This is a genomic window from Streptomyces sp. NPDC059248, from assembly GCF_042753905.1.
Taxonomy (GTDB): Bacteria; Actinomycetota; Actinomycetes; order Streptomycetales; family Streptomycetaceae; genus Streptomyces.
Genome location: NZ_JBHYZV010000032.1, coordinates 52,460 through 75,463, shown reverse-complemented (window position 1 = coordinate 75,463; position 23,004 = coordinate 52,460). Strand labels below are relative to the sequence as shown.

The following is a 23,004-nucleotide window of genomic DNA, read 5'->3' as shown; positions in this document are numbered from 1 at the left end:
TCCCGAGTCGGCAGGGGTGCGGGGCCTTGCACTTGGCGGGCCTAGACGCGCGACTTCTTGGCGAGCACCACAAGTCCGGTGAACGCCTGAGCGGAGACCATCAGGACCGGGCCGTCAGCGCGCTTGGAGTCCCGCACGGGAACTATGCCGGTCGCGGACGCGTGGGAAGGGGCCCACTCGACGCATTCGCCCCCGTTGGGGTCGCTGTGGCTGGACTTGACCCAGGCGTACGGGTGAGTGGTTCGGGGGATCATCTCGTGTACTCCTCATAGGCGGTCTGGATACGGCTGAGTGTCTCGTCGCGACCCAAGGCTTCTGCCCGCAGTAGATCGTAGGTGGCCATGGCCGCCTTGGTGAGCTTGGGCGCATCCTGCGGTCGTCCGCCTTGTGGACCTTCAGCATGGACCACCATGGGCGCGCGCTCAAAGGTCAAAACCGTGAACGCTCGGCTCGTGGCCGGCACAGCCTTGAACGGCAGGAGCTGAAGGGACACGTTCGACCGCTTCGCGTCGTCCAGCAGGCTCCGCAGCTGACCAGCCATCACCTTAGGTCCACCTGCTTCGACATGCAGGCACGCCTCATGGAGCACCAACCAGATCTCAGGGGCGGGAGGGTCGACGCGGTCCAGGATCTCTCGCCGGGCCGTCCTGGCGAGCACTTTGGCCTCAACCTGCTCATCCGAGAGCCGGGGAAAGCTCATCCTGTACAGCGCCCGCGCGTACTCGGGGGTCTGCAAGAGTCCCGAGAAGTAGAGCGTCGAGTAGATGTAGAGCGTCTGCGCCTCGCGCTCGTGCTGGAGATACGGCACGAACCACGACGGATGGTCCCCCTCCAGGGCATAGATGTACTGCCGATACAGCAGCGTCCCCGTGCCGAAGGCCCGGTCACACCCCTTCGCGAACCGCGCGCTCGGCAGCATCTTGCCGCGCTCCACCTTGGACACATAGGCCGCCGAGTAGCCGATGGCGGAGCCGAGACCCGTTGTTGTTATCCGGCGGGCCTTCCGCATCTCGCGCACGTCCGTCCCGAAGACCTCAAAGGGACTCAAAATTTCCGAGGCGCCATCCTCGTTCATACCGTGACCTCCCACTTCGCCTTTGGAGTGGCTTCGAACGGTGTTCGGATGCATGAGCTAGGTAGCTCAAATGCCGTCAGTATAGGGCTAGTTGTGCTCCTCTGGTCACTGAACGCATCCAGAGGAAGACAAGGAGCTACCGATGACCGACTCACCCCGGCTCGGTGCCGTGGGGCACCGCCCCGATTCCGTGAAGACCCTCACCTGGCCGCCGTGCGAGTGCGGGGGCCCGAAGTGCCCGGACGCGGCACCGGCCGAGGACCCCGACCAGCGCGACAGCCGGACCATGGCGCGGCTGCGACCCCTCGTGGAGGAAGCCAACCAGCGGGCGGGAGGGCGGCTGTGATCCGGCGGAAGCAAGAGGAGTGCGCCGAGTGCGTACGGCTGCGCGCCCTGCTGAAGGAGGCGAGGAGCGTCGGGGACGGGTCGCTCGCCGCCGACTGCCGCGTACTGCTGCGCCGTCATCCCGCCCACGACGGCGTGCCCGTCGTCGCCACCGCGACGGAGCAGTGAGCGTGAACTCCCGGCCCGGCGCGCTCTGATGCCGAGGTTCCGCGTGGAGATCACCGCCGAAGGGCCCGTCTACGGAACCCTCGACACGGCCCGTGTCACGCTCGGGACGTTCGAGACCCCGTACCCGGGGCGGGCCCTGAGATGGACGTCCGTCCAGGCGCGCCGGATCGCCGACCGCCTGGACCCCGACCCCGATACGCCCTGGGCCACGGGCGCGCTGCGGCGTCTGCCCGAGTACGCCGACGACACGGGCGACGCCCCCACCGAACTCCGGCGCTGGGCCGCCCCGGAACTCATCGGCGCCGCGTACCACCGATTACGTGACGGGCACCCGGTCACCCTCGCCGCGAGCGACCACACCGGGCGGTACGCCGTCACCATCACCCCCCTTCCCGACCCCGCGTCAACGCCCTTCTGAAACGCCCCGACGGACCGACGAGGCCCGGTCCATCGGGCTCCGTCGAGGTGACCCATGATCCGCGAAGCGCTCCTCAGCACCCCGCAGCCCTTCACTCCGCCGTGCGCCTACTGCGGACGCGTCACCGGAGCCCCGGTCATAGTGGGCGTGACCGAGCGCGCGAGCGGCGGCCCCCCGATGGTCCGGTACGCCTGCCCCGGCTGCGCGGCCGAACACGGCGCCGGGCCGTCCCCCGACGATGTACTCGGATAGCCCGCGCGGCGCGGGGGCTACGCGCGACTCCAGGTGGGACGCGCGCGGGCGGTGGCGAAGAGGGTGTCGATGTCCGCCGGTTTGTGGACGCCGGCGAGTGAGCCGAGGGCCGGGATGTCCGTGTCGCGCAGGATCCTGACGTCCCGCGGGGCGGGGGGTGTGATCTCCAGGCGCGCGGGGGCCACCAGGACCAGGACGGGGCGTACCGCCGTCGCCAGCGCGTGGGAGGCGCGTTCGGCGCGGCGGCGGGTGAGTCTCAGGAGCGGCGCGGCGGCGCCCCGGCCCGCGGGCCGGACCTCGTCGCCCGTGACCACGATCCGCAGGCGCCGCGCGGGCACGGTGTGGATCGCGAGCACTCCGCCCGGTCCGACGGCGAGATGGTCGATGCGGTCGGCGCCGGGCAGGGGTAAGGAGTGCAGGACCCGCCAGCCCGCATCCTCCAGGCCGTCCAGCGCCGCGCCCACCTGCTGCTGCGCGGCGAGCCCGGCGCGGGCGGCGCGGTGCGGATCGCGGCCGAACCTGCCGGGCGGCGGGAGGTGGTCGAGCAGCGCGTGGAGCGCCTCGCCGGGGCGGTTGGGCGCGAGGTCGTCGTCGGGGTGGAGGGCCAGCCGGGCCAGTTCGGCCCGGGTCGGTACGGGCGGCGGCCCGATGGCGGGCTCCCCGGCGACGTACGGCGCGAGCACGGCGAGGACTTCGGCGCGGAGTGATGCGTGGACGAGGCGAATCCGGCCAGCCTCAGCGGCCCCGGCGGGGCCTTCGCCGCCGCCCTCCCGCTCGTACCAGGCCACGATCCGGCCGTCCCGTGCCCTGACGTACAGCCGGTCGCCTGCCGGTGTGACGCGCAGTGACCTCGTCATGCCCCCACCTTCGGCCCCCCGCCACCGGGAGTGGCGCTCCCGACCATGGGACCAGTCCCCGGCCCTCCGGGGCAATAACCTCGCCATGTCCGGTCGTTACCGACTCGATGTCGGGCTCTTGGTGCACACTCTCACCGAACGCATGGTTCGAACGGGGTGGTGTGCACACCCCTTGTGGGCGTATGCCTGTGGTGCTTCGTGAAGGCGGAGCCTCGGGGAGGAGGCAGGCGTGTTCGGGGGGATCGACGAGGTCGAGTGGACCGGCATGGAGCATGCCTACGGCCCGGCCGGTGACGTACCGGGACTGTTGCGCGGGCTGGCGTCGGCCGATCCGGCCGTACGGGAGTCGGCGATGGACGGGATGTACGGCGCGGTCCACCACCAGGGCGATGTGTACGACTCGACGCTCGCCTGCATACCGTTCCTGCTGGAGCTGGTGGCGGATCCGGCGGTGCCGGACCGCGGGGGCGTCGTCGAGCTGCTGACCAGCATCGGCGGGATCGAACTCGACGGCGACGACGAGCTGGATCCGGAGGGCGAGGAGTTCGAGTCCGCCGCCAACTACGCGATGGCGGCGTCGGCGGTGACCGCGGGGGCCGATGTCTTCCTGTCGCTGGTGGACTCCGAGGACCGGGGGGTGCGGCTCGCGGTGCCGCTCGCGCTCGCCGCGTTCCACCGGGAGCCCGCCCTGGTGCTGGGGCTGCTGCGGGAGCGGCTGAAGGTGGAGCGGGACCCGGAGGTGCGGTTCGCCTGTGTGGAGGCCGGGGGGCGGATCGCCCTGCGGCACGACGGGCTCTCGGCCGAGGTGGTGGAGTGGCTGACGGGGCTGACGCGCGGCCCGCACGACGACAAGCCGTCGGTGTACGACCCCGATGCCTACGCCCTCGATCCGCCGCACCGGCCGGAGCCGCCCCGCGAACCGGACCGCACGACGGACCGCACGACGGACCGGACGACGGACCGCGCGCCGGGCAGGGCGAAGGACCGGGCGCCGGGCGCGGGGCCGGGCTTGCCCGGTGAGAACCGCGCGGCGGGCGTCCGCGACCCGGGGACGGACGCGCTACGCGTCGCCGGCGGCGGGCGCGGGGCGCCGGGCCCGCGCACCGGAGGGCGCTCGTACGATCCCGGTCTGCGGCTCTCCGCCATCGCCCAGCTCGCGCGCTGCGCCCCGCACACCCTCCCCGCCGATGTGGTCCCCGGGGTGACCGGGCTGCTGCGGGAGCTGCGGGCGGGCCGGGGTGCCGACCGGGCGGTCCGCGGCCAGGACCGGCCCGCAGCCGGGCGGCCGGTGTCCGCGCCGACGTCGTCGGCCGCCCTCGTCGGCAGGGTCCGCGAGCAGCGGGAGCCGAATCCGCCGGAGCGGGCCGAGCGCGCGGGCCGTACGGCGCCGTGGACCGGCGATCTGCTGCGGACCCTCCACTCGGGGCTCGGGGACCGGGTCGACGACCGGATCGCGCTGCTGGCGGATCAGTTGTGCAGCCCGGACCGGGGGCAGCGGATCGACGCGGTCCGGATGAGCGGCGCGCTGATGCGCACCTGGCGCGGCGAGTACGACGAGCTGGTGGGGCTCATCGGCGACCAGCTCGACGACGAGCCCCGGCTCGCGGACGCCGCGGTGGCGGCGCTGGAGGATCTGCATCTGCTCGCGGAGCCCGCGGCCGACGCGCTCGCCGACTATGTGACGGCGGGTCCCGACCGCTGGGTGCGGCGGTGGGCCGAGGGGCCGGACGCGCTGAGCCGGGCCCTGGTGACGCTGGCGCGTACCGGTGACGCCCGGGCGGTCCCGGTCCTGCTGCGGTTGCTGGACCGGGAGCACGCGCCCCGGGACCTGGGCTACGCGGTGGGGCATCTGGGCGCCGCGGCGGCCCCGCTCGTACCGGTGCTGCGCGAGCGGCTCGGCGCCGTACCGCTGGACGACCGGCTGTACGACCACGCCGGGTCGCTGCTGTGGGCGCTGAAGGCGCTGCGGGCGACCGAGGCGATGCCGGAGGTGCTGCGGGTGCTGCGGGGCACGCCCTCCTACCGGCGGGAGTGGGTGACCGAGCTGGTGCTGCGGGCGCTGACCGCCTTCGGCCCCAAGGCGGCGGACGCGGCCCCGGATCTGCGGGCCCTGCTGGCCGACGCGGCCCGGGGCGACGTGTTCCCGCTGGCGTTCGGGGCGAAGGTGGCGGCGACGCTGTGGGCGGTCGAGGGCTCCGTCGGCACCGGCGCGGTGCTCCCGGTGCTGTGCGCGGCGCTGACCTCGGCGGACCAGGGCGCGCGCCGGGTCGCGGCGGAGGCGGTCGGCACGATGGGCCGGGCCGCCGCGGACGCGGCGCCCACCCTCGTACCACTGCTGTCGGCGGCGGACCCGTGGACGCGGGTGGACGCGGCGCACGCGCTGTGGGGGGTGACCGGGGATCCGGGGCCGTCGTGGCCGGTGCTGCGGACGGCGTGGGAATCGCTGCCGACGACGCGGATCCCGACGGCCGAGCTGCTGTCGCGGACGGCCGCGCCGGAGCGGGGCGGCGGCGCCGGGCGGGGCGGGCCCGGGGGCGCGGAGGCGCTGCTGCGGTCGGAGCTGTCGTACGTCCGCCGGCACAACGCCATAGACGGCGGATACGGCAGTCATGACATCGTGAGGGACGAGAGGCTGCTGGCCTTGTGCCGACGGGCCCTGAACGGGAGGACCACCTAATGATCATCTTTGGTACCAAGGGATATCTGTACCAGCTCGCGATAGTGACGCTGGTCTGCGGTCACTGCGGGAATCCGGCGGCGCATACGCTCCGCAAGCGGGTCACGAAGTTCACGCTGTTCTTCGTTCCGCTGTTCCCGTTCTCGACGAAGTACGGCACGCAGTGCACCTTCTGCGGCGCCGAGTCGCAGCTGGACCAGCAGCAGGCCGACGCCCTCCAGGCGCAGGCGGCGACGGGCGCGGTCCCGGGCGGGGCGCCCGGTGGCGCCCCCGGCTACGGCGGCGCGCAGCAGGCCAACCCCTTCGCCTCGGGCAACCCCTTCCAGCAGGGTGGCGGGCAGGGCCAGTCGGGGAATCCGTACCAGCGCTGAACCGGTGGCGGCGGCCCGGGCGGCGCGAGGCGTCCGGACGCGACGCGGGCGGCGGGCCGGTCATCTCTTAGGGTTGAACGCGACCGCCCGTCCCCCGCGCCACCCGTCCCGCCCCGGCGAGGAGATCTTTGCGCCCGCGCTTCCGTCGTCCCCTTTCCGCCCGGCCCCTGCTGGCCGCGGCGGCCGTTCTGGTGGCCGCGCCGCTGCTGGCCGCGTGCGGCGAGCCGGGCGAACTGCGCAGCGCCGGGCCGACCCCGACCGCGACCGGGCCCGTCCGGCTCTGGCCCGATCTGCCGCCCGTGACGCCCGAGCCGCGCGACTTCAACCAGTACGACCGGGTCCCGATGCCGGGTATCCGGGTGCCCGAGGACGGGGTCAGGGCGCTCGATCCCCTGGCCGTGATCCGCGCGGAGACCGAGGTGTTCTCGATCACCTATCTCGGGTCGGACCCCTGGGAGCGCAACGCCGGCCGGTTCACCGCCTGCTACCGCTCGGGCGGGCTGCCGAAGACCGCGGCCGGCGCGGCGGCGAAGCCCGGCCACTGCCCGGTGCTCCCGCCGTACTACCACGATCTGACCGGCGACGACCGGGACGAACTGATCATGGGGGTGCGGACCGGCGGCAAGCAGACCGATGTCCGGGTCTATACGACCGCGGTCGGGAAGGACCCGAAGGTCCTCACCCGGATCATGATCACGTCGGAGGAGCTGGCGGGCGTCGAGATGGCGGGCCGCGATCTCATCCTGCGGTCGGTCTCGGACGGTATCCCGGGACACGAGTACCGCACGGCCTGGGCATGGAACAAGCAGCACCGGACGATGCTTCAGACACGCGCCGAGATCGTCGAGGTCGAAGGACCCGGCGCCGGCAAGCGGGTGCCGCGCGCCTCGGCCTCCGCGTCGGCCGAGGACCCCGACAACGGGGCCGGGGCCGGGGCCGGGAGGAACGGCGGGGGCGACGGCACGGAGGACCTCCCGTCATGACCTATCCCCCGGAGACGTCCTGGAAGTCCGTGGCGGGGCTCCCCCGTCCGCGTGCCGCGGCACCGGACCCGGCGGACGCCCTCTGCGACGGCTCCGCGCCCCGCCGCCGGTTCCGGCCGCGCCGGCCCCGCTGGACCGCGACCCTCACCTGGAAGGCCGCGCTCTTCATCACCGTCATGTGCTGCGGTCTCGCGACCCTGCTCGGTGTGCTGGTGCACGTCGGGGTGGCGAAGCAGACCGTGGACTCCTCCCGGGAGAAGGCGCTGGACCGGCTGGCGGAGGTCACGGAGGCGTACAAGGCCGGGGAGCCGCTGCCGAAGTTCGGCGGGATCGACCCGCCGGGTCTCCCGGCCGAGCTGCGCGCGCTGGCGCTCCGCGGCGAGCGGGGCACGCTGGTCGCCCCGTTCCGGGAGCGCCCCACGATGTGGGCGGCGGGCCCCGCGGACGACGCGTCGAAGGACCGGGCCATCGCCGTCCGGGTCGACTACTCCCAGGCGGCCCGGACGATCTCCGCGCTGGACCGGGCGATCCTCGGCTCGGCGGGGCTCGCGATCGGCGCGACGCTGCTGGTGGGCGCGTTCGCGGTGACCCGCGTCACCCGGCGGCTGCATCTGACCGCGCAGGTCGCCCGGCGGATCAGCGCCGGTGATCTCGACGCCCGGGTGGACGACCCCCGCACCCGGAACCCGTCCCGCCCCCAGGACGAGGTGGCGACGGTCTCCGTGGCGCTGGACACGATGGCCTCGTCGCTCCAGCACAAACTTCTGAGCGAGCAGCGGTTCACCGCCGATGTGGCCCATGAGCTGCGGACCCCGCTGACCGGGCTGACGGCGGCGGCCGAGCTGCTGCCCGAGGGCCGCCCGGCCGAGCTGGTCCGCGACCGGGTACGGGCGATGCGGTCCCTCACCGAGGACCTGCTGGAGATCTCCCGGCTGGACGCGGGCCGCGAGACCGGCGATCTGGCAATCCACGACCTGGGCGTCCTGGCCGGGCGGGTGGCCGGGGCGGCGGGCGCCGCGACGGAGTTCCGGGTGGTCAGGGACGCGCTGGTGGAGACCGACCGGCGGCGGCTGGAGCGGGTGCTGGGCAATCTGGTGGCCAACGCGCACCGGCACGGCGCGCAGCCGGTCGTCCTGACGGTCGACGGTCCCGTGGTCACGGTCACCGACGGCGGCCCCGGCTATCCGTCCTATCTGCTCGACCACGGTCCCGAGCGGTTCCGTACCGAGGGCGGGGCGAAGGGCCACGGGCTCGGGCTGACGATCGCGGTGGGCCAGGCGTCGGTGCTGGGCGCGACGCTGACGTTCCACAACCGGCCGGAGGGCGGGGCGCAGGCCCGGTTGACGCTTCCCCGGCGGAAGCGGCTCAGGGACTGAGACACCGGAACGCCGGGACACCTGTACCGAACACGACCACCGGTCGAACATAACGGACATAAACCTCGGCTCTTGCTACGTTTCCCCGCATGACCGCAAGCGCAGACCCCGGGGCGGACCCGGGCGCCACGACCGGGCCGGGCCCCGACCCCCGTACCGGTCCCGGTCCCGGCCCTGTTCTCGGTCCCGGTCCGGTTCCCGGCCCTGTTCCCGGTCCCGGTCCGGTTCCCGGCCCTGACGACGCCCCCCGGCGACGCGCCGCCGAGTTGTGCCTGCTCGTCGGCGCGGTACTGATCCCGGTCTGCGGATACGCCGCCGTGGGCCTGGGCCGCGGCGGTTCCGTACCGCCCGACGTCCTCGGTTACGCCGCCGGGCTCGGCGCCCTCGCCCTGACCGCCCATCTCGCGGTCCGGCTGCGCGCCCCCCGCGCCGACCCGCTCCTCCTGCCGATCGCCGTCCTCCTCAACGGCCTCGGCCTGGTCCTCATCTACCGGCTCGACCTGGACACCCCCGGCGACGCGGCGGCCCCCGCCCAATTGGTCTGGTCGGCCCTCGGCGTGGGCCTGTTCACGGTCGTCGTGGCGCTGCTGCCCGACCACCGCCTCCTGGCCCGGTACGCCTATGTATCGGTGGCAGCCGCCCTCGCGCTGATGGTCGTACCGATCCTCTTCCCACCGGTGAACGGCGCCCGGATCTGGATCCGCGCCGGTGATCTCTCCTTCCAGCCCGGCGAGTTCGCCAAGATCCTGCTCGCGGTCTTCTTCGCCGCCTATCTCGCCGCCAACCACCGCACCCTGGCCGCCCGGGGCCGGGGGCTGCGGCGCTTCCGGCTGCCGCCCGCCCGGGTACTGAGCCCGGTGGTCACCGTCTGGCTGCTCAGCGTCGGTGTACTGATCCTGGAGCGGGACCTGGGCACGTCCCTGCTCTTCTTCGGCCTGTTCGTCCTGATGCTGTACGTGGCCACGGGCCGGACCGGCTGGATCCTGGCCGGTCTGGTGCTGGCCGCGGCGGGCGCGTACGCCGTCGGCACCCTCGAACCCCATGTCCACGGCCGGGTCGACGACTGGCTGCGCCCCTTCGCCTCTGTCGACGCGGGCCTCGGCCCCGACCAGATCGCCCAGTCGCTCTTCGCCTTCGGCGCGGGCGGACTGCTCGGTACCGGCCTCGGCCTCGGCCACTCCGCCCTCATCGGCTTCGCCGCCAAGTCCGACTTCATCCTGGCCACGGCGGGCGAGGAGCTGGGGCTCGTCGGCCTGACGGCGCTGATCCTGCTCTACGCCCTGCTGGTGGCCCGCGGCTACCGGGCGGGCCTCGGTCTCCGCGACGACTTCGGACGGCTGCTCGCCGTCGGACTCGCCTCGATCGTGGCGCTCCAGGTCTTCGTCATCACCGGCGGGGTCACCGGGCTGATCCCGCTGACGGGGATGGCGATGCCGTTCCTCGCCCAGGGCGGCTCGTCCGTGGTCGCCAACTGGATCATCGTGGCGCTGCTGATCCGGCTGAGCGACGCGGCCGACGATCCGCTCCCCGCCCGCCCGGAACCAACGGCGGTCCACTCCCCCCTGCTCGCCGGTGAACCGGGTCGGGCGGGCCGGTGATCCGGCCCATCCGGCGGGCGGCCGGGCTCTGTCTGGTCCTCCTGGCGGCGCTGCTGGTCAACGCGGCCCGGGTGCAGATCGTCCAGTCCCCGTCCCTCGACGACAACCCGGCCAACCGGCGCGGCCCGATCGCCCGCTACGCCCAGCCGCGCGGCGACATCATCGCCGGTGACCGGCCGGTCACCGGCTCACGCGACACCCGGGAGCAGCTCCGCTTCGAACGCGTCTACACCGACGGCCCGATGTACGCGCCGGTGACCGGCTACGCGTCCCAGACATACGGCACGTCCCTGGTCGAACACGTCGAGGACGCGGCGCTGTCCGGCGCGGATCCGCTGCTCTCCCCGTTCCCGCTGTGGAACGACCTGAGCCGCTCGCGGCGCTCCGGCGGCAAGGTCTTCACCACCATCGAACCGGCCGCGCAGGAAGCGGCGTTCCGGGGTCTCGCGGGCCGCCGGGGCGCGGTCGCGGCGCTCCAGCCGTCGACGGGCCGGGTCCTGGCGCTGGTCAGCAGCCCCTCGTACGACCCGGGGGCCCTGTCGGGCACCGGCCCGGCGGCGCGGGCGGCGTGGAACCGGCTGACCTCGGCGGCCACCCAGCCGATGCTGAACCGGGCGATCCGGCAGACCTATCCGCCCGGCTCCGCCTTCAAGATCGTCACCGCGGCCGCGGCACTGGACGCGGGCCTGGTCCGGGACGTGGACGCGCCCACGGACACCCCGGAGCCGTATGTCCTGCCGGGCACCAGAACTCGGCTCCCGGACGCCGCCGACGGCTGCGGCGGCGCGTCGCTGGCCTACGCCGTCCAGTGGTCGTGCAACTCGGTGATGGCGGCCCTGGGGGCACGCACCGGACTCCCGGCGATGCTGCGGACGGTGGAGAGCTTCGGCTTCAACGACCGGTCGCTGCGGATCCCGGCCCGGGTGGCGCCCTCGAACTTCGACACCCGGATGTCGGTGGACCAGCTCGCCCTCTCCTCGATCGGCCAGTTCAACACCACCGCGACCCCGCTCCAGATGGCGATGGTGGCGGCGGCCGTCGCCAACGGCGGCACCCTGAAGCGGCCCTATCTGGTGGACCGGGTCACCACGGCCGGAGGCCGTACCGTACGCCAGTACCACCACCGCTACTACCGGCAGGCGATGAACCCGTCGACCGCGCAGCGCCTCCAGCGCCTGATGGTCCGGGTCGTCGAAGACGGCACCGGCCGGAACGCGGCGATCCGCGGCGCCCGGGTCGGCGGCAAGACGGGCACGGCCCAGCACGGCCCGGACAATACGGGCATCCCCTACGCCTGGTTCATCGCCTGGGCCCAGGGCGACGAAGCGGTCCAGCCCGGGGTCGCGGTCGCCGTGGTCGTCGAGGACGCGGAGGCGGTCCGCGGCCGCGTCAGCGGCAACGGCAGCGCGGCACCGGTGGCCCGCGCGGTGATGGAGGCGGTGTTGGGGGGACGCTGACCGGGGGCTGCCGCCGCGACCGCGCCCGATCTATCGTTCGGATCATGACCTCGTTCGAACTCGCCCAGGTGAACATAGCCCGCCTCAAATTCCCCCTCGACTCCCCCCAGCTGAAGGACTTCGTCGAGGCCCTCGACCCGGTGAACGCGGTCGCCGAGTCGTCCGACGGATTCGTCTGGCGCCTGGCTGACGACACCGGCGACGCCACGGACATCCGGATGTTCGACGACGAGTGGCTCCTGGTGAACATGTCGGTCTGGCGCGACACGAACGCCCTGACCGCCTTCATGTACCAGGGGCGGCACCGCGAACTGCTGTCCCGCCGCCACGACTGGTTCGAGCGGGTGCACGAGGCGATGACGACCCTCTGGTGGGTCCCGGCGGGCCACCGCCCCACGGTCGCCGAGGCCGAATCCCGTCTGATCCGCCTGCGCGCGGAGGGCCCGACCCCGGAGGCGTTCACCCTGGGCCGGTCGTTCCCCGCGCCGGGAGCGTGAGGGTCGCGACCGGTCCGCTCTCCCGGTCCTTCGCCGCCCTTCCCCACCGCCGCGCGGGCCGTGGCCTCCGGCTACCCTGCGGTCATGACCAGTCCCGCGCCGGCGACCCGGGCCTACCGGCGGCTCAGTGTCGAACAACGCCGTACGCAACTGCTCGAAGCGGCTCTCACCCTCTTCGCCCATCTGCCGCCCGAGGACGTCTCCCTCGACGACGTCGCCGAATCCGCCGGGGTCTCCCGGCCCCTGGTCTACCGCTACTTCCCGGGCGGCAAGCAGCAGTTGTACGAGGCCGCCCTGCGCTCGTCCGCCGACGAGCTGGAGGAGTGCTTCGCCGAGCCGCCCACCGGGCCGCCCACCGAGCGGCTGTCCCGGGTCGTCGACCGCTACCTCGCCTTCGTGGACTCCCACGACGCCGGGTTCAGCGCCCTTCTGCGCGGCGGCAGCGTCGCCGAGACCTCCCGTACGACGGCGATCGTGGACGAGGTCCGCCGGGCCGCCGCCGAGGAGATCCTCCGTCATCTCGGCACCGAAGAACCGGGACCCCGGCTGCGGATGATGGTCCGTACCTGGATCGCCGCCGTCGAGGCGGCGTCCCTGATCTGGCTGGACGAGAGGAAGCAACCCCCGGCCGCCGAACTCCGCGACTGGCTGATCGACCATCTGATCGCCCTGCTCGCCGCGACCGCCGCGACCGACCCCGAGACCGCGCGGGCCGTCGGCGCGCTGATGGCCCGGGAGTCGCCCGACGGGCCCGTCGCCACCCTCGCCCGGCGCGTGGGTCCGGTACTCGGCCCGGCCGCCGGACCCCGGCCATGACCCCGCAGGGCCCGGGCACAGGCCCCCGCGGCTCCGCATGCCGCAGGCCGCGCGCGGGCATTATCTTGGGCCGGGGCAGCCGTCCGTCGACACCGGGAAGACAGCCGCGGGGCGGCGACACCCCCTCCGCGCAGGCGAGAGGGGAGACCGGCCGATGGCGACGACGGTCGGTGTGATCGGCCCCGAGGACCTCGTACGCAAGGTCCTCGTGGTCGGCACGGAATGCGGAGCCAGGCGACTGCGGCCCTACCCCTACCGGATCGAGGAGCAGACGGCGCAGGTCGTCGCCCGGGCCGGGGCCGAGACCGACGCGCTGCTGTTCACCGGGATCGCCCCGTACGCCGTCGCGGAGGCCGCCGGGCTGCCGGACCGGCCCGCGATGTACGTCCCGTACAGCGGCGCGACCCTGCTGCGCGCGCTGGTGGAACTCCTCCGCCTGGGCCACGACGTGTCCCGGATCTCCATCGACACCCTCGGCCGGGCCGAGGTCATGGAGACACTGACGGAGGCCATGCTGCCCACCGAGCACGTCCGGGTACTGCCGTACCGTCCCGGGCTGACCTCCCACGACCTGGCCGACTTCCACCGCGACGCCCGGGACCGCAAGGGCGCGCGGGTCGCGGTGACCTGTCTCGGCTCGGCGTACCAGCTCATGGAGCACGAACTGCACGCGGTACGGCTCTCCCCGTCGCGCCACTCCATCCGCGCCACGCTCCAGGCGCTGCTGCTGACGACCGCGGGGGTGCACAGCGGGGACGCGCAGGTGGCCCTGGGCATCGTGGAGGTGTCACCGGAGCCGGGCCGCGACGGCGATACGGCGGGCGCCCTCGCGGAGGATCTGCGGATGCTCGGCGGCAGCCTGGCGCGGCTGCCGGACGGCCGGCCGCTCGTCGTCACCACCAAGGGCGTGCTGGAGGAGGTGACGGCCGGGTTCACCCGGCTGCCCTTCCTCGACGGGCTCTCGGCCCGCCACGGCTCGGTACGGATCGGCTTCGGCCTCGGGCGTACGGCGGCGGAGGCGGAGGCCCTCGCCTCCCGCGCCGTCGCCCGGGCCCGGGCGGTGGGGTCCGTCGCGGCGGTCGTCTGCATGAAGGACGACGTCGACATCGTCATCGGCCCCGAGACCGCGCCGCCGCCGGAGAACCCGGGGCGCGGGGGCGCGGGGGCGGCGCTGGCCCGGCGTACGGGGCTCAACCCCAAGACCCTCGACCGCCTCCGGGCGCTGGTGGCCGAGGGCCCCGGCGACGGGCTGACCGCGCATCTCGTGGCCGAACGCCTCGCGGTCCAGCAGCGCACGGCCCGCCGCATCCTCAAGCGCCTGGAACGGGCGGGGGTGGCGGTCCCCACGGGCTGGCGCCAGGAGGGCCAGACGGGCCGCCCCCCGATCGTCTACCGCGTCCACCTCTAACCTCCGGCCCGGCCCGAGGATCCCCGGGAACCCGCGGGCCCCCAGCACCTCCGCTACCCGCGCGCGGGGCCGGGACCGGACGCGTCCGGCGCCCACAGGTGCTCTTCGGCCCGCGGCCCGGTGATGGGCTTGTCGCGCAGTTCCCCGCGCCCCTGGATGCCCACCTCATGGCCCTTGCGGAGGCATCGCCCTCCGGACGAGGTTGTGTTTCGGGTGCGGCCCGGCCGTGGCTTGTCGCGCAGTTCCTCGCGCCCCTGGATACCCGACTGACCGCCCCTGCGAAGGCTCGGATGCCGCGCCGCTGAAAACACCTGGGCCGGCGGTTGCATGGTCGTGTGCGTGGGGAGGGCGGATGCGGGGTTGCCCCCGCAGCCGTCGGCGGGGTGCAGCGGTCAGCGCTGCCAAGGCCCAGGGTTCCGCCGATGGCGAGGAGGTAACCCCGGAGTCGACCGACCAACCCGCGCCGCACAAGCAACCCGCAGGGTCCTGGAGCAACGCTCACCCGACAAGACACACCAAGGGCCCCGCGCCACACCCACGAGCTGAACCACAACATCCAGGGGCGCGAGGAACTGCGCGACCAGCCACCCACCGGCCCACGGACAAACACGCGGCGCCGTAGGAGACTGGAGCCGTGAGAAGCGAGAAGACACCCTTCGTCGGAGGGCCACTGGACGGCCACGTGCTGGACGTGCTCGTCGGACCCACCGGGCACCCACCGAAGTGGTACGAGGTGCCCGTGCCCCAGGACGACGGCCGTGGGGACGTGACGCATGCCTACCGGCGGGAGCCCGCCGGGTACGGCAAGCGGCTCGGGCTGCCGCGCGGCTGGAAGTACGTGTACGTCGCCGAGGGCCGTGAGCCCCGCGAGCTGAAGTGGCCGTGGTCCAAGCCGCCGGGGCGAGCCGACACGCCGTAGCCGCCGCACGCTCCGCCGCAAGGAGTGAAGGGGTGCGTCCGATGCGGCCACCCGGGAGGCGCGCGGTGGCGGGTACGCGCACGATCCGGTACACGGGCGGCGGGACGGACCGCCCCCGGGCCGGAGGTGATCACGTGTCAGGCAAGCTGCGCCGCGCGGTGTGCACGGCGGCCGTCGCCGCCGCCACCGTCACGACGGTGGTCGCCGTCACGGCCGTCCCGCCCGCCGTCGCGACACCGGCCGCCCCCGCGAGCGTGCCCGAGCTGCTGGACCGGCTCAAGATCCTGTACCGAGAGGCGGAGGCCGCCGCCTCCCTGGCCGCCGCCGCCGATGCGCGGCTCACCGCGCAGCGGGCCGAGACGGCCCGGCTGGGGCGGGAGCTGACGGCCGCCGGGGACGCTCTCGCCGACGGGCGGGACGCGGCCGGGCTGCTCGCCCGCGAGCAGTACCGGGGCCGCTCGGAGCTGTCGGCGTATCTGCGGCTGCTGCTGGCCCGCGACCCCCGGGCCGCCCTCGACGGGGGTCAGCTGCTGCGGCGGGCCGCGACGGACCGCCGGGCGACCCTGCACGGGCTGACGGACCGCTCCGCGCGGGCGGAGCGGCTGGCCCGGGAGTCGCGCGCCGCGCTCGACCGGGAGCGGGCCCTGGCCGCCGAGGGGCGGCGGGCGCGGGAGGCCGCCGATATCCGGCTCGGGGCGGTCGAGGAGACCCTCGCGGGGCTGACGCCCGACGAGATCGACGGGATCACCACCCCGGCGGCGCAGGCCGAGCTGACCGGCCCCGACGCCCTCACGACGGCCGGGGCCGACGCCGACGCCGACACCGGCGCCGGGGGCGACGACGGCGCCCCCGGTGACGTACGCCCGCCGAGCGCCGAGGGCGAGCGCGCGGTGCGGTACGCGGTGGAGCAGCTCGGGAAGCCGTATGTCTGGGGCGCCGGGGGCCCGGACGCGTACGACTGCTCGGGGCTGACGTCCCGGGCCTGGGCGTCGGCGGGGCGGCCGATTCCGCGCACCAGCCAGGAGCAGTGGCGGACGCTGTCGAGGGTGCCGGTGGGCGAGCTGCGCCCGGGTGATCTGGTGGTGTATTTCGCGGAGGCCACCCATGTGGGTCTGTACGTCGGCGGGGGCCGGGTCGTGCACGCGCCCCGGCCCGGTGCGACGGTCAAGGTGTCTCCGCTGGCGGCCAATCCGGTCCTGGGCGCGGTCCGGCCCGATCCGTATGCCGCGCCGCTCCCCTCGTACCGTCCCGTGGAGATCCCGGAGTGGGCGGCGGAGGGCTCCGACGCGGGTTACGGGGAGACCGGGGCGCCTTAGGCACGAAGCCGGGCGCGGCCCCCGGGAATCCAGGGGCCGCGCCCGTGAACAGCGGCTCAGCCGAAGGACGCCAGATACGCTCCCGCCTTCTCCGGGTCGAAGAAGAAGTTCTCGAAGTCGGCGGGGTCGTTGAAGCCGTTGGCGATCCGGTCGGCCACGGGCTGTATCGCGCCGCCCGCGCCGATCAGGTTCAGCACATGCTCCGGCGGCGGGGCCAGCATCGCGTTGGTCCACTTGGTGACGTGCTGCGCGGTGTCCCAGTACCGGTCGAACGTCGCCCGCATCCAGGTCTCGTCGAACGGCCGGTCGCCGTGCTCGACGATCGAGTCGAGATACGCGGCGGCGCACTTGGACGCCGAGTTGGAGCCCTGGCCCGTGATGGGGTCGTTGGCCACGACGACGTCGGCGACCCCGAGGACGAGTCCACCGCTCGGCATCCGTCCGACGGGGTTGCGGACCACGGGGGCGTACCGTCCGGCGAGTGTGCCGCCCCCGTCGGTCAGTTCGACCTCCGCGGTACGGGCGTGCTCCCACGGGGTGTAGCGCTTCATCAGCTCCAGGGTGAGCGCCAGGTGCTCGCCGGGGTCCTTGACGCCCGTGAAGACGTCGAGCGGGCCGCCGGGGAGGCCCTCCCAGAAGAGGATGTCGGCACGGCCGGAGTTGGTGAGGGTCGGCATCACGAACAGTTCGCCGACCCCGGGCACCAGGTTGCAGCGGACCGCGTCGTAGTCCGGGTGCTCGGGACGCGGGGCGAGCCCGTGGACGTAGGCGACGGCGAGGGCGCGCTGCGGGGTGTCGTAGGGCGAACGGGACACGTCCCGGCCGAACATGGACACCAGCTCGCCCTTGCCCGCCGAGACCATCACCAGGTCGTAGGTGCGGGCGAAGTAGTCGAGGTCGGAGACGGCGGCGCCGTGGATGACGAGCTGGCCGCCGCGCTGGGCGAAGGCCTCCATCCACCCCGCCATCTTGACCCGCTGGTCGACGGACTGGGCGTAGCCGTCCAGCCGGGCGACCCAGTCGACGATCCGGGAGTTCGGCCCTTCGGGGTCGTCCCCGGCCGGGGGCCCGGCGACGGAGACGCCGAGTCCCTGGATGCGGGGTGCCTGGGACTCCCAGAAGTTGAGTTCCAGATCGCGCTCGTGCTGGAGGGCGGTGTGGAACATGCACTGGGTCGACATGACCCGGCCGGACCGGATCTCCTCGGAGGTGCGGTTGGACATCAGGGTGACCTCATAGCCCTGGTTCTGCAGTCCCAGGGCCAGTTGGAGGCCGGACTGCCCGGCACCGACTATGAGTATCTTCCGCATCCGCCAGCTCTTCTCTCGGTTGACTCAGTGGGATCGGATCGCCCGGACCGCCCGATTCGCTCGGGTCCCCGTCACGCGGTTCCCCATCGCTCGGGTCCCGATCACTCGGGTGAGGTGTCGAGTGCGTGGGTGACCAGGGTGGCCAGGGCCTCCACGACGCTGAACCTGCGGCGTGCGTCCATGATCACGATGGGGACGTGCGTCGATATGGTCAAGGCCTCGCGGACGTCCTCCGTCTCGAAGTACTCCGACCCCTCGAAGTGGTTGACGGCCACGACGTACGGCAGACCACTGCTTTCGAAGTAGTCGAGGGCGGGGAAGCAGTCGGAGAGCCGCCGCGTGTCGGCCAGCACGATCGCGCCGACGGCGCCGCGCACCAGGTCGTCCCACATGAACCAGAACCGCTGCTGGCCCGGGGTGCCGAAGACGTACATCACCAGATCGTCGTCGAGCGTGATCCGCCCGAAGTCCATGGCGACGGTGGTCGTCAGCTTCTCCGGGGTGGCGGTGAGGTCGTCGGTCTCGGCGCTGGCCTCGGTCATCAGGGCCTCGGTCTGGAGGGGGGTGATCTCCGAGACCGCGCCGACGAAGGTGGTCTTGCCCACGCCGAAGCCGCCCGCGACGACGACCTTGGCGACGTTCGGCGCCCGGGTGTGGTCGAGTTGCCAGGGCTGGAGGCCCTCATCGGACGCGTCGTCGCCGGCCGGGAGGCCGAAGAAGCCGCGCGACATGGCGCGGTCCGGCTCGGCGGCCGGGCCGTCGTCCCCGTCGTGACGGGGGGCGGAGAGCGTGTCAGAGGCGGCGGAGTCCACTCAGCACCCTTTCGAGCAGTGCGCGTTCGGGGCGTCCCGGGGCGTGCCCGGTGCCGTATACACGAATCTTTCCCTGGTCGGCGAGGTCGCTGAGCAGCACCCTGACGACGCCCAGGGGCATCTTGAGGATCGCCGAGATCTCGGCGACGGTACGCATCCGGCGGCACAGCTCGACGATGGCCTGGAGCTCGGGCATGACCCGGCTCGACAGATCGCCCTGGGGCAGCTCCCGGCGTTCGGCGGGGGCTTCGAGGGCGGCGACGAAGGTCTCGACGAGCAGGACGTGTCCGAAGCGGGTACGGCCGCCGGTGAGGGAGTAGGGGCGGACGCGGGCGGGGCGGCGGTTCTCGCCGCGTACGGGCAGGCCCGTCGGGGTGGCCCCGCCGGGTCCGGCGCCCGCCGGGGTGAAGGACCCGGTCATCGGGCTTCCTCCAAGGACTGCCGCAGCTCGGTGCGGAGTTCGGGGGTGAGTACGTGTCCGGCCCGGCCCACGAAGAGCCCCATGTGGTAGGCGACGACGGACATGTCGCAGTCGGCCTCGGCGTGGACGCCGAGAAGCGAACCGTCGCTGATCGACATGATGAAGACGCAGCCGTCCTCCATCGCCACCATGGTCTGTTTGACGCCGCCGCCGTCCATCAGCCGGGCGGCGCCCACGGTGAGGCTGCCGATTCCGGACACGATGGTGGCGAGGTCGGCGCTGGATCCGCGCGGCCCCTCGGCGGGGGTCGTGGCGCCGCCCGCCTCGATGTTCCGCGCGGGATCGGAGGAGAGCAGCAGCAGTCCGTCGGACGAGACCACGGCGACCGAGCGCAGACCGGGCACCTCCTCCACCAGATTGCTCAGCAGCCAGTGCAGATTGCGGGCCTCGATACTCAGGCCGAACGTCCCGGTCGCAGTCAACTGCGTGCCTCCTCGACTGTGTCCCCCGCTTCTTCTTCTGCCGCGGTACGGGTGATCTCGTCCCGTGCCACGCGGCGGCCGTCCTCGGCGGCCTTCTGGAACCCACCGAGCCTACGCCTCAGATCGGCGGCGTCGATGCCGCCACTCCTGCGCTCCCCCGGGTCGGTGGCGGGTCGGACGACCCTCGGGGTCCGCTTGGGCAGCCCCTTGTCGGTGAGCCGGTACCGGCCGGGCTCCCCGGGCCCGTCGGCGCCGGCGCTCTCCCCGGCGGGGTCCGCCGGTGCCTCCGCGCCCGGTACGTCCCCGGAGTTCCCCGCACCGGGGTCCACCGAAACGGGTTGTTCCGAACCGGAGTCCACCGGATCGGGGCCGACCGGGCGCGCGGGTTCCCCGACCCGCGCGGTTCCGGCCGCTTCCCCGGTCGCGAAGGGGTCGTCCGCGGGCGCCCCGGGCTCCGGGAGCCGCATCTCGACGGTGGCCTGGTCGAGCCCCGTGGCCGCGGGATCGCCGTCGGCGGTACGGGTGTGGATCTCGTTCTCGGCGGCGCGTACGGCCGCCTCGGCGGCCTCCACCAGCGGATCCGTCATCGGGACGAATCCCGAGGGCAGTTCGCCCGCGGCGGGGCGGATGTGGTCGCCGGTCCCGGAGACGGTGACGCCGTACGGAGCGGTGTCGTACGGGGCGCCGTCGTACGCCAGGTCGTACGAAGGTCCGCCGCCGGTACCGCCGGTGGTGAAGTCCCCCGGTCCGGATGCCGCATCGGCCGGGTAGTCGTCCGGGCCGCCGACCGGCAGGTCGACGGGAACGTTGTCGACGGGCGGTACGGCCGACGGTACGGCGAGCGGTTCGGCGGACGGTTCGGCGGGCGGTTCGGCGGCCGCGAGGTCCCGGCCGCCCGCCGCGGCGCCGCTGTCGGCGGTCCGCTCGGGCAGTCCGCGCGTACCGGCGGGCAGGGCGTTGGAGTTGGCCTCGGCGACCGAGCCGGGCAGCCGTACCGCGGGCATCGATCCGGAGTCGGTGAGCGGGTCGCGGCGGTCGCTCCCGGCGCCCTGCGGCAGCAAGGCCATGGGCAGCACCACGACGGCGGTGATCCCGCCCTGCTGCTGGTCCCGCAGTTGGACCCGGACACCGTGGCGGGCGGCGAGCAGCGCCGTGACGCGCAGCCCGAGGCCTTCGGGTTCGAGGGACTTGGCGCCCTTGCCGGTGCGGTGGGTGCGCGCGGAGGCGCCGTTCCGGCCGCCGTCCTTGGCACTCTTGGCGGCTTTGCCGCCCTTGCCCGCCTTGCCGTTGCGTCCGCCGGCCGCGGGCCGTGCCGCCTCCTCGAACGCGGCCGGGTTCTCCAGCTTCTCGTTCAGCTCGGCGAGCCGCCCGGCGGTCATCCCTATGCCGTTGTCCCGGACGGAGAGCATCACCTCGCCGTTCTCCAGCAGCCAGCCCGACAGCTCGACCTTGGCCTCGGGCGGGGAGAACGAGGTGGCGTTCTCCAGCAGTTCGGCGACGAGGTGGCTGAGGTCGTCCGCGGCGAATCCGGCGATCTGGGCGTGCGGCGGCAGGGACTGGATGACAACGCGTTCGTAACGCTCGATCTCACTCACCGCGGCCCGGAGCACATCGACGAGCGGGACCGCGTTGGGGTGGCCGTGGCTGTGCTCGGCACCGGCGAGCACCAGCAGGTTCTCGCTGTGGCGGCGCATCACCGTCGCCATGTGGTCGAGCTTGAAGAGGGTGGCCAGCCGCTCGGGGTCCTGCTCGCGCTCCTCCAGCTTCTCGATCACCGAGAGCTGGCGGTCGACGAGGCCGAGGTTGCGCAGGGACAGATTGACGAAGGTGTGGTCGACGGTGTGGCGCAGCCGCTCGACCTCGGCGGTCAGCTCCTCGACCCGGCGGTGGGCGTCGGCGCGCTCGGCGGCCAGTTCGGTGACGAGCGCGTCGCGGTCGTCGGCGAGCCCGGCGCGGGCGGCCTCCAGCTGCCCGGCGCGCTCGGCGAGGGCGCGGACCTTGGCGTGCAGGGTGTTCACGGACCGTACGGCCTGGGCGAACTCGTCGTTGCGGCCGGTGAAGCCGACGGGCTCCTCCACCTCGGGCGCGGCGGCGAGCCTGGCGGCGCCGAGCCGCAGGACGGCGAGCGGCCGGGTGATGGTGCGCAGCAGGGCGGCGAGTACGGCGACGGCGAGCAGCAGCAGTCCGCCGAGGAGGGCGATCCGTACCTCCAGCTCGGTGACATCGTCGTCACGGAGCTGTTCGAGGGCCGTGATCCGCTGGGCGGCGAGCGCCGACTCGACGCCGCGCATCTGCTCGATCCGGGCGGTGAGGGCGGCCTCCAGCTTGCGGACGTCGGTCTCGCGGTCCTCGGAGGAGAGTCCGGGTTCGTCGGTGAGGCGGGCGAGATAGCTCTCGGCGGCCTTGACCTCGGCGCCGGTGACGGTGGCGAGGAGGGAGTCCCGGTCGGACTTGCGGGCGGCCTGGTCGAAGTCGGCGAGCGCCGCCTCCTCCCGGACCCTGGCCTGCTGGGCGAGGGCGCTGAGCCCGTCGCTGATCTGCGCGGCGGCCTTCTGCTCGTCGCTCTCCTTCTCGACGCGCCGCCCGAGGTAGTCGGTCTCGTACTCGGGTTCGGCGCCGGGGACGGCGAGGGCGGCGAGCAGCAGTCCGCGGGTGGCCGACGCCTGCTCGACGGCGAGGCTCAGTTCGGCGGGCGCGCGGGTGCCGTCGGCGGCCCGCGGCGGGGTCCGCTCGGCGAGTTCGCCGGCGAGCGCGTGCAGACCGCTGATGACGGCGGTGTACGCGCGGTGGGCCTCCAGCGCCGTGCCCTTGCCGGTCAGGGCGGCCCGGCGGACGGACGGCACGGTCGCCAGATCGCGGCGGAGGGCGGCCCGTTCGTCCGGTACCGAGCCGCGGATCTCCTCTATCTGCCGGTCGACCCGGGCGCTGCGGGCGGCGGTGACCTTCCGTCGCTCGGCACGCTCACCGCTCTGCTCGTCCCGGCCCGCGGCGATGTACGCGGTGACCTCGTCGCGCTCGTCGGAGAGGGAGTGCGCGAGGGTCACGGCCTGGCGGTTCAGCTCGGCGAGCGTCACCAGGTCCTGGGAGTCGCGGAGTTCGGTGGTGCTGTCCAGCAGTCCGGGGGCTCCGGCGCCGGCCACGACGAGTGCGACGACGGTGACCCCGATGACCAGCCTGCCGCGGACGCGCTTGGCGCGCCCGCGGGGCGTGGGGACCTCGAGGGGTACCGCCGTGTATGGGGTGGGGGTGACGGGGGTGTCCTGCGCCGAGAACGTTCCTGGGGCCTGATGGGCGGCCGTCGGGGCCCCGGAAGGCCGCTTGTTCTGCACCGGTGCTCGCAATCCTGCTCGACTCGTCCAGCCGTTGACCCATGAAGCAGAGGTGACGACCGGTCACGCACGAGATCCCACCCCCGGGCACGGGCACGGCTTCAGACGATTCCAGTG

Annotated in this window: 23 protein-coding genes; 15 read left to right on the top strand and 8 right to left on the bottom strand. The window is 73.7% G+C overall.

Going from position 1 to position 23,004, the window contains the following annotated elements:
• Window positions 1-41: 41 nt before the first annotated feature.
• Window positions 42-254 carry a DUF397 domain-containing protein gene (locus ACFXG1_RS16355; protein WP_384718886.1) on the bottom strand — a complete coding sequence of 71 codons (213 nt, stop codon included), beginning with the start codon at window positions 252-254 and terminating at the stop codon, window positions 42-44.
• Window positions 251-1,075 (bottom strand): Scr1 family TA system antitoxin-like transcriptional regulator, encoded by an 825-nt coding sequence (locus tag ACFXG1_RS16350; RefSeq protein WP_384718884.1) that lies wholly within the window; start codon window positions 1,073-1,075, stop codon window positions 251-253. The genes ACFXG1_RS16355 and ACFXG1_RS16350 overlap by 4 nt, the downstream gene beginning before the upstream one ends.
• 142 nt (window positions 1,076-1,217) lie before the next feature.
• Here ACFXG1_RS16350 and ACFXG1_RS16345 point away from each other — a divergent pair, with 142 nt between their 5' ends.
• From ACFXG1_RS16345 to ACFXG1_RS16330, 4 genes are read left to right on the top strand one after another with little or no spacing between them, the layout of a single operon-like run.
• Window positions 1,218-1,421 (top strand): hypothetical protein, encoded by a 204-nt coding sequence (locus tag ACFXG1_RS16345; RefSeq protein WP_384718882.1) that lies wholly within the window; start codon window positions 1,218-1,220, stop codon window positions 1,419-1,421.
• Window positions 1,418-1,588, top strand: a complete 171-nt coding sequence (locus ACFXG1_RS16340; protein WP_384718880.1) for a hypothetical protein — start codon at window positions 1,418-1,420, stop codon at window positions 1,586-1,588. The genes ACFXG1_RS16345 and ACFXG1_RS16340 overlap by 4 nt, the downstream gene beginning before the upstream one ends.
• 28 nt (window positions 1,589-1,616) lie before the next feature.
• Window positions 1,617-2,006, top strand: a complete 390-nt coding sequence (locus ACFXG1_RS16335; protein ID WP_384718878.1) for a hypothetical protein — start codon at window positions 1,617-1,619, stop codon at window positions 2,004-2,006.
• A 54-nt stretch (window positions 2,007-2,060) separates the two neighbouring features.
• A complete protein-coding gene (locus ACFXG1_RS16330) occupies window positions 2,061-2,258 on the top strand; it encodes a hypothetical protein (protein WP_384718876.1) in 198 nt (65 codons plus the stop codon).
• 17 nt (window positions 2,259-2,275) lie between these two features.
• Here ACFXG1_RS16330 and ACFXG1_RS16325 read toward each other — a convergent pair whose 3' ends face one another.
• The gene (locus ACFXG1_RS16325) at window positions 2,276-3,115 is read right to left on the bottom strand and encodes a nuclease-related domain-containing protein (RefSeq protein WP_384743058.1); all 840 of its coding nucleotides are present in this window, start codon (window positions 3,113-3,115) and stop codon (window positions 2,276-2,278) included.
• A 229-nt stretch (window positions 3,116-3,344) separates the two neighbouring features.
• Here ACFXG1_RS16325 and ACFXG1_RS16320 point away from each other — a divergent pair, with 229 nt between their 5' ends.
• From ACFXG1_RS16320 to ACFXG1_RS16270, 11 genes are all read left to right on the top strand, one after another.
• Window positions 3,345-5,792 carry a HEAT repeat domain-containing protein gene (locus ACFXG1_RS16320; RefSeq protein WP_384743055.1) on the top strand — a complete coding sequence of 816 codons (2,448 nt, stop codon included), beginning with the start codon at window positions 3,345-3,347 and terminating at the stop codon, window positions 5,790-5,792.
• Window positions 5,792-6,163 carry a zinc-ribbon domain-containing protein gene (locus ACFXG1_RS16315; RefSeq protein WP_384714762.1) on the top strand — a complete coding sequence of 124 codons (372 nt, stop codon included), beginning with the start codon at window positions 5,792-5,794 and terminating at the stop codon, window positions 6,161-6,163. Before ACFXG1_RS16320 ends, ACFXG1_RS16315 begins: the two co-directional genes overlap by 1 nt.
• A gap of 128 nt (window positions 6,164-6,291) precedes the next feature.
• The gene (locus ACFXG1_RS16310) at window positions 6,292-7,146 is read left to right on the top strand and encodes a hypothetical protein (RefSeq protein ID WP_384714765.1); all 855 of its coding nucleotides are present in this window, start codon (window positions 6,292-6,294) and stop codon (window positions 7,144-7,146) included.
• Window positions 7,143-8,522 carry an ATP-binding protein gene (locus tag ACFXG1_RS16305; RefSeq protein WP_384743051.1) on the top strand — a complete coding sequence of 460 codons (1,380 nt, stop codon included), beginning with the start codon at window positions 7,143-7,145 and terminating at the stop codon, window positions 8,520-8,522. The genes ACFXG1_RS16310 and ACFXG1_RS16305 overlap by 4 nt, the downstream gene beginning before the upstream one ends.
• An 89-nt stretch (window positions 8,523-8,611) precedes the next feature.
• Window positions 8,612-10,120 carry an FtsW/RodA/SpoVE family cell cycle protein gene (locus tag ACFXG1_RS16300; protein ID WP_384714771.1) on the top strand — a complete coding sequence of 503 codons (1,509 nt, stop codon included), beginning with the start codon at window positions 8,612-8,614 and terminating at the stop codon, window positions 10,118-10,120.
• Window positions 10,117-11,577 (top strand): penicillin-binding transpeptidase domain-containing protein, encoded by a 1,461-nt coding sequence (locus ACFXG1_RS16295; RefSeq protein ID WP_384714774.1) that lies wholly within the window; start codon window positions 10,117-10,119, stop codon window positions 11,575-11,577. Before ACFXG1_RS16300 ends, ACFXG1_RS16295 begins: the two co-directional genes overlap by 4 nt.
• Before the next feature lie 44 nt (window positions 11,578-11,621).
• A complete protein-coding gene (locus tag ACFXG1_RS16290) occupies window positions 11,622-12,074 on the top strand; it encodes a DUF3291 domain-containing protein (RefSeq protein ID WP_384714777.1) in 453 nt (150 codons plus the stop codon).
• Between the two features lie 84 nt (window positions 12,075-12,158).
• Window positions 12,159-12,890 carry a TetR/AcrR family transcriptional regulator gene (locus tag ACFXG1_RS16285; protein ID WP_384714780.1) on the top strand — a complete coding sequence of 244 codons (732 nt, stop codon included), beginning with the start codon at window positions 12,159-12,161 and terminating at the stop codon, window positions 12,888-12,890.
• A gap of 154 nt (window positions 12,891-13,044) precedes the next feature.
• Window positions 13,045-14,298: a hypothetical protein gene (locus ACFXG1_RS16280; protein WP_384743045.1), complete on the top strand. Its 1,254-nt coding sequence runs from the start codon at window positions 13,045-13,047 to the stop codon at window positions 14,296-14,298.
• 634 nt (window positions 14,299-14,932) lie between these two features.
• A complete protein-coding gene (locus ACFXG1_RS16275; protein WP_384723619.1) occupies window positions 14,933-15,217 on the top strand; it encodes a hypothetical protein in 285 nt (94 codons plus the stop codon).
• 134 nt (window positions 15,218-15,351) lie between these two features.
• The gene (locus ACFXG1_RS16270) at window positions 15,352-16,533 is read left to right on the top strand and encodes an NlpC/P60 family protein (RefSeq protein ID WP_384743042.1); all 1,182 of its coding nucleotides are present in this window, start codon (window positions 15,352-15,354) and stop codon (window positions 16,531-16,533) included.
• A gap of 56 nt (window positions 16,534-16,589) precedes the next feature.
• Here the strand turns inward: ACFXG1_RS16270 and ACFXG1_RS16265 are convergent, their stop codons facing one another.
• The 5 genes from ACFXG1_RS16265 to ACFXG1_RS16245 form a co-directional block, all read right to left on the bottom strand.
• Window positions 16,590-17,843: a styrene monooxygenase/indole monooxygenase family protein gene (locus ACFXG1_RS16265; RefSeq protein WP_384721222.1), complete on the bottom strand. Its 1,254-nt coding sequence runs from the start codon at window positions 17,841-17,843 to the stop codon at window positions 16,590-16,592.
• Window positions 17,844-17,944: 101 nt separating this feature from the next.
• Window positions 17,945-18,655, bottom strand: a complete 711-nt coding sequence (locus tag ACFXG1_RS16260) for an ATP/GTP-binding protein (RefSeq protein WP_384721225.1) — start codon at window positions 18,653-18,655, stop codon at window positions 17,945-17,947.
• A complete protein-coding gene (locus tag ACFXG1_RS16255) occupies window positions 18,636-19,076 on the bottom strand; it encodes a DUF742 domain-containing protein (protein ID WP_384721228.1) in 441 nt (146 codons plus the stop codon). Before ACFXG1_RS16255 ends, ACFXG1_RS16260 begins: the two co-directional genes overlap by 20 nt.
• Window positions 19,073-19,558, bottom strand: a complete 486-nt coding sequence (locus tag ACFXG1_RS16250; RefSeq protein ID WP_384721231.1) for a roadblock/LC7 domain-containing protein — start codon at window positions 19,556-19,558, stop codon at window positions 19,073-19,075. Before ACFXG1_RS16250 ends, ACFXG1_RS16255 begins: the two co-directional genes overlap by 4 nt.
• Complete coding sequence (locus ACFXG1_RS16245; RefSeq protein WP_384743037.1) at window positions 19,555-22,887, bottom strand: nitrate- and nitrite sensing domain-containing protein; 3,333 nt, start codon at window positions 22,885-22,887, stop codon at window positions 19,555-19,557. Before ACFXG1_RS16245 ends, ACFXG1_RS16250 begins: the two co-directional genes overlap by 4 nt.
• Window positions 22,888-23,004: the final 117 nt, after the last annotated feature.

Excerpts from the sequence above, each read along its gene's own strand:
- ACFXG1_RS16355 (WP_384718886.1), bottom strand. The coding sequence starts at position 254 with ATGATCCCCCGAACCACTCACCCGTACGCCTGGGTCAAGTCCAGCCAC.
- ACFXG1_RS16350 (WP_384718884.1), bottom strand. The coding sequence starts at position 1,075 with ATGAACGAGGATGGCGCCTCGGAAATTTTGAGTCCCTTTGAGGTCTTC.
- ACFXG1_RS16345 (WP_384718882.1), top strand. The coding sequence starts at position 1,218 with ATGACCGACTCACCCCGGCTCGGTGCCGTGGGGCACCGCCCCGATTCC.
- ACFXG1_RS16335 (WP_384718878.1), top strand. The coding sequence starts at position 1,617 with ATGCCGAGGTTCCGCGTGGAGATCACCGCCGAAGGGCCCGTCTACGGA.
- ACFXG1_RS16330 (WP_384718876.1), top strand. The coding sequence starts at position 2,061 with ATGATCCGCGAAGCGCTCCTCAGCACCCCGCAGCCCTTCACTCCGCCG.
- ACFXG1_RS16325 (WP_384743058.1), bottom strand. The coding sequence starts at position 3,115 with ATGACGAGGTCACTGCGCGTCACACCGGCAGGCGACCGGCTGTACGTC.
- ACFXG1_RS16315 (WP_384714762.1), top strand. The coding sequence starts at position 5,792 with ATGATCATCTTTGGTACCAAGGGATATCTGTACCAGCTCGCGATAGTG.
- ACFXG1_RS16305 (WP_384743051.1), top strand. The coding sequence starts at position 7,143 with ATGACCTATCCCCCGGAGACGTCCTGGAAGTCCGTGGCGGGGCTCCCC.
- ACFXG1_RS16300 (WP_384714771.1), top strand. The coding sequence starts at position 8,612 with ATGACCGCAAGCGCAGACCCCGGGGCGGACCCGGGCGCCACGACCGGG.
- ACFXG1_RS16290 (WP_384714777.1), top strand. The coding sequence starts at position 11,622 with ATGACCTCGTTCGAACTCGCCCAGGTGAACATAGCCCGCCTCAAATTC.
- ACFXG1_RS16285 (WP_384714780.1), top strand. The coding sequence starts at position 12,159 with ATGACCAGTCCCGCGCCGGCGACCCGGGCCTACCGGCGGCTCAGTGTC.
- ACFXG1_RS16280 (WP_384743045.1), top strand. The coding sequence starts at position 13,045 with ATGGCGACGACGGTCGGTGTGATCGGCCCCGAGGACCTCGTACGCAAG.
- ACFXG1_RS16265 (WP_384721222.1), bottom strand. The coding sequence starts at position 17,843 with ATGCGGAAGATACTCATAGTCGGTGCCGGGCAGTCCGGCCTCCAACTG.
- ACFXG1_RS16255 (WP_384721228.1), bottom strand. The coding sequence starts at position 19,076 with ATGACCGGGTCCTTCACCCCGGCGGGCGCCGGACCCGGCGGGGCCACC.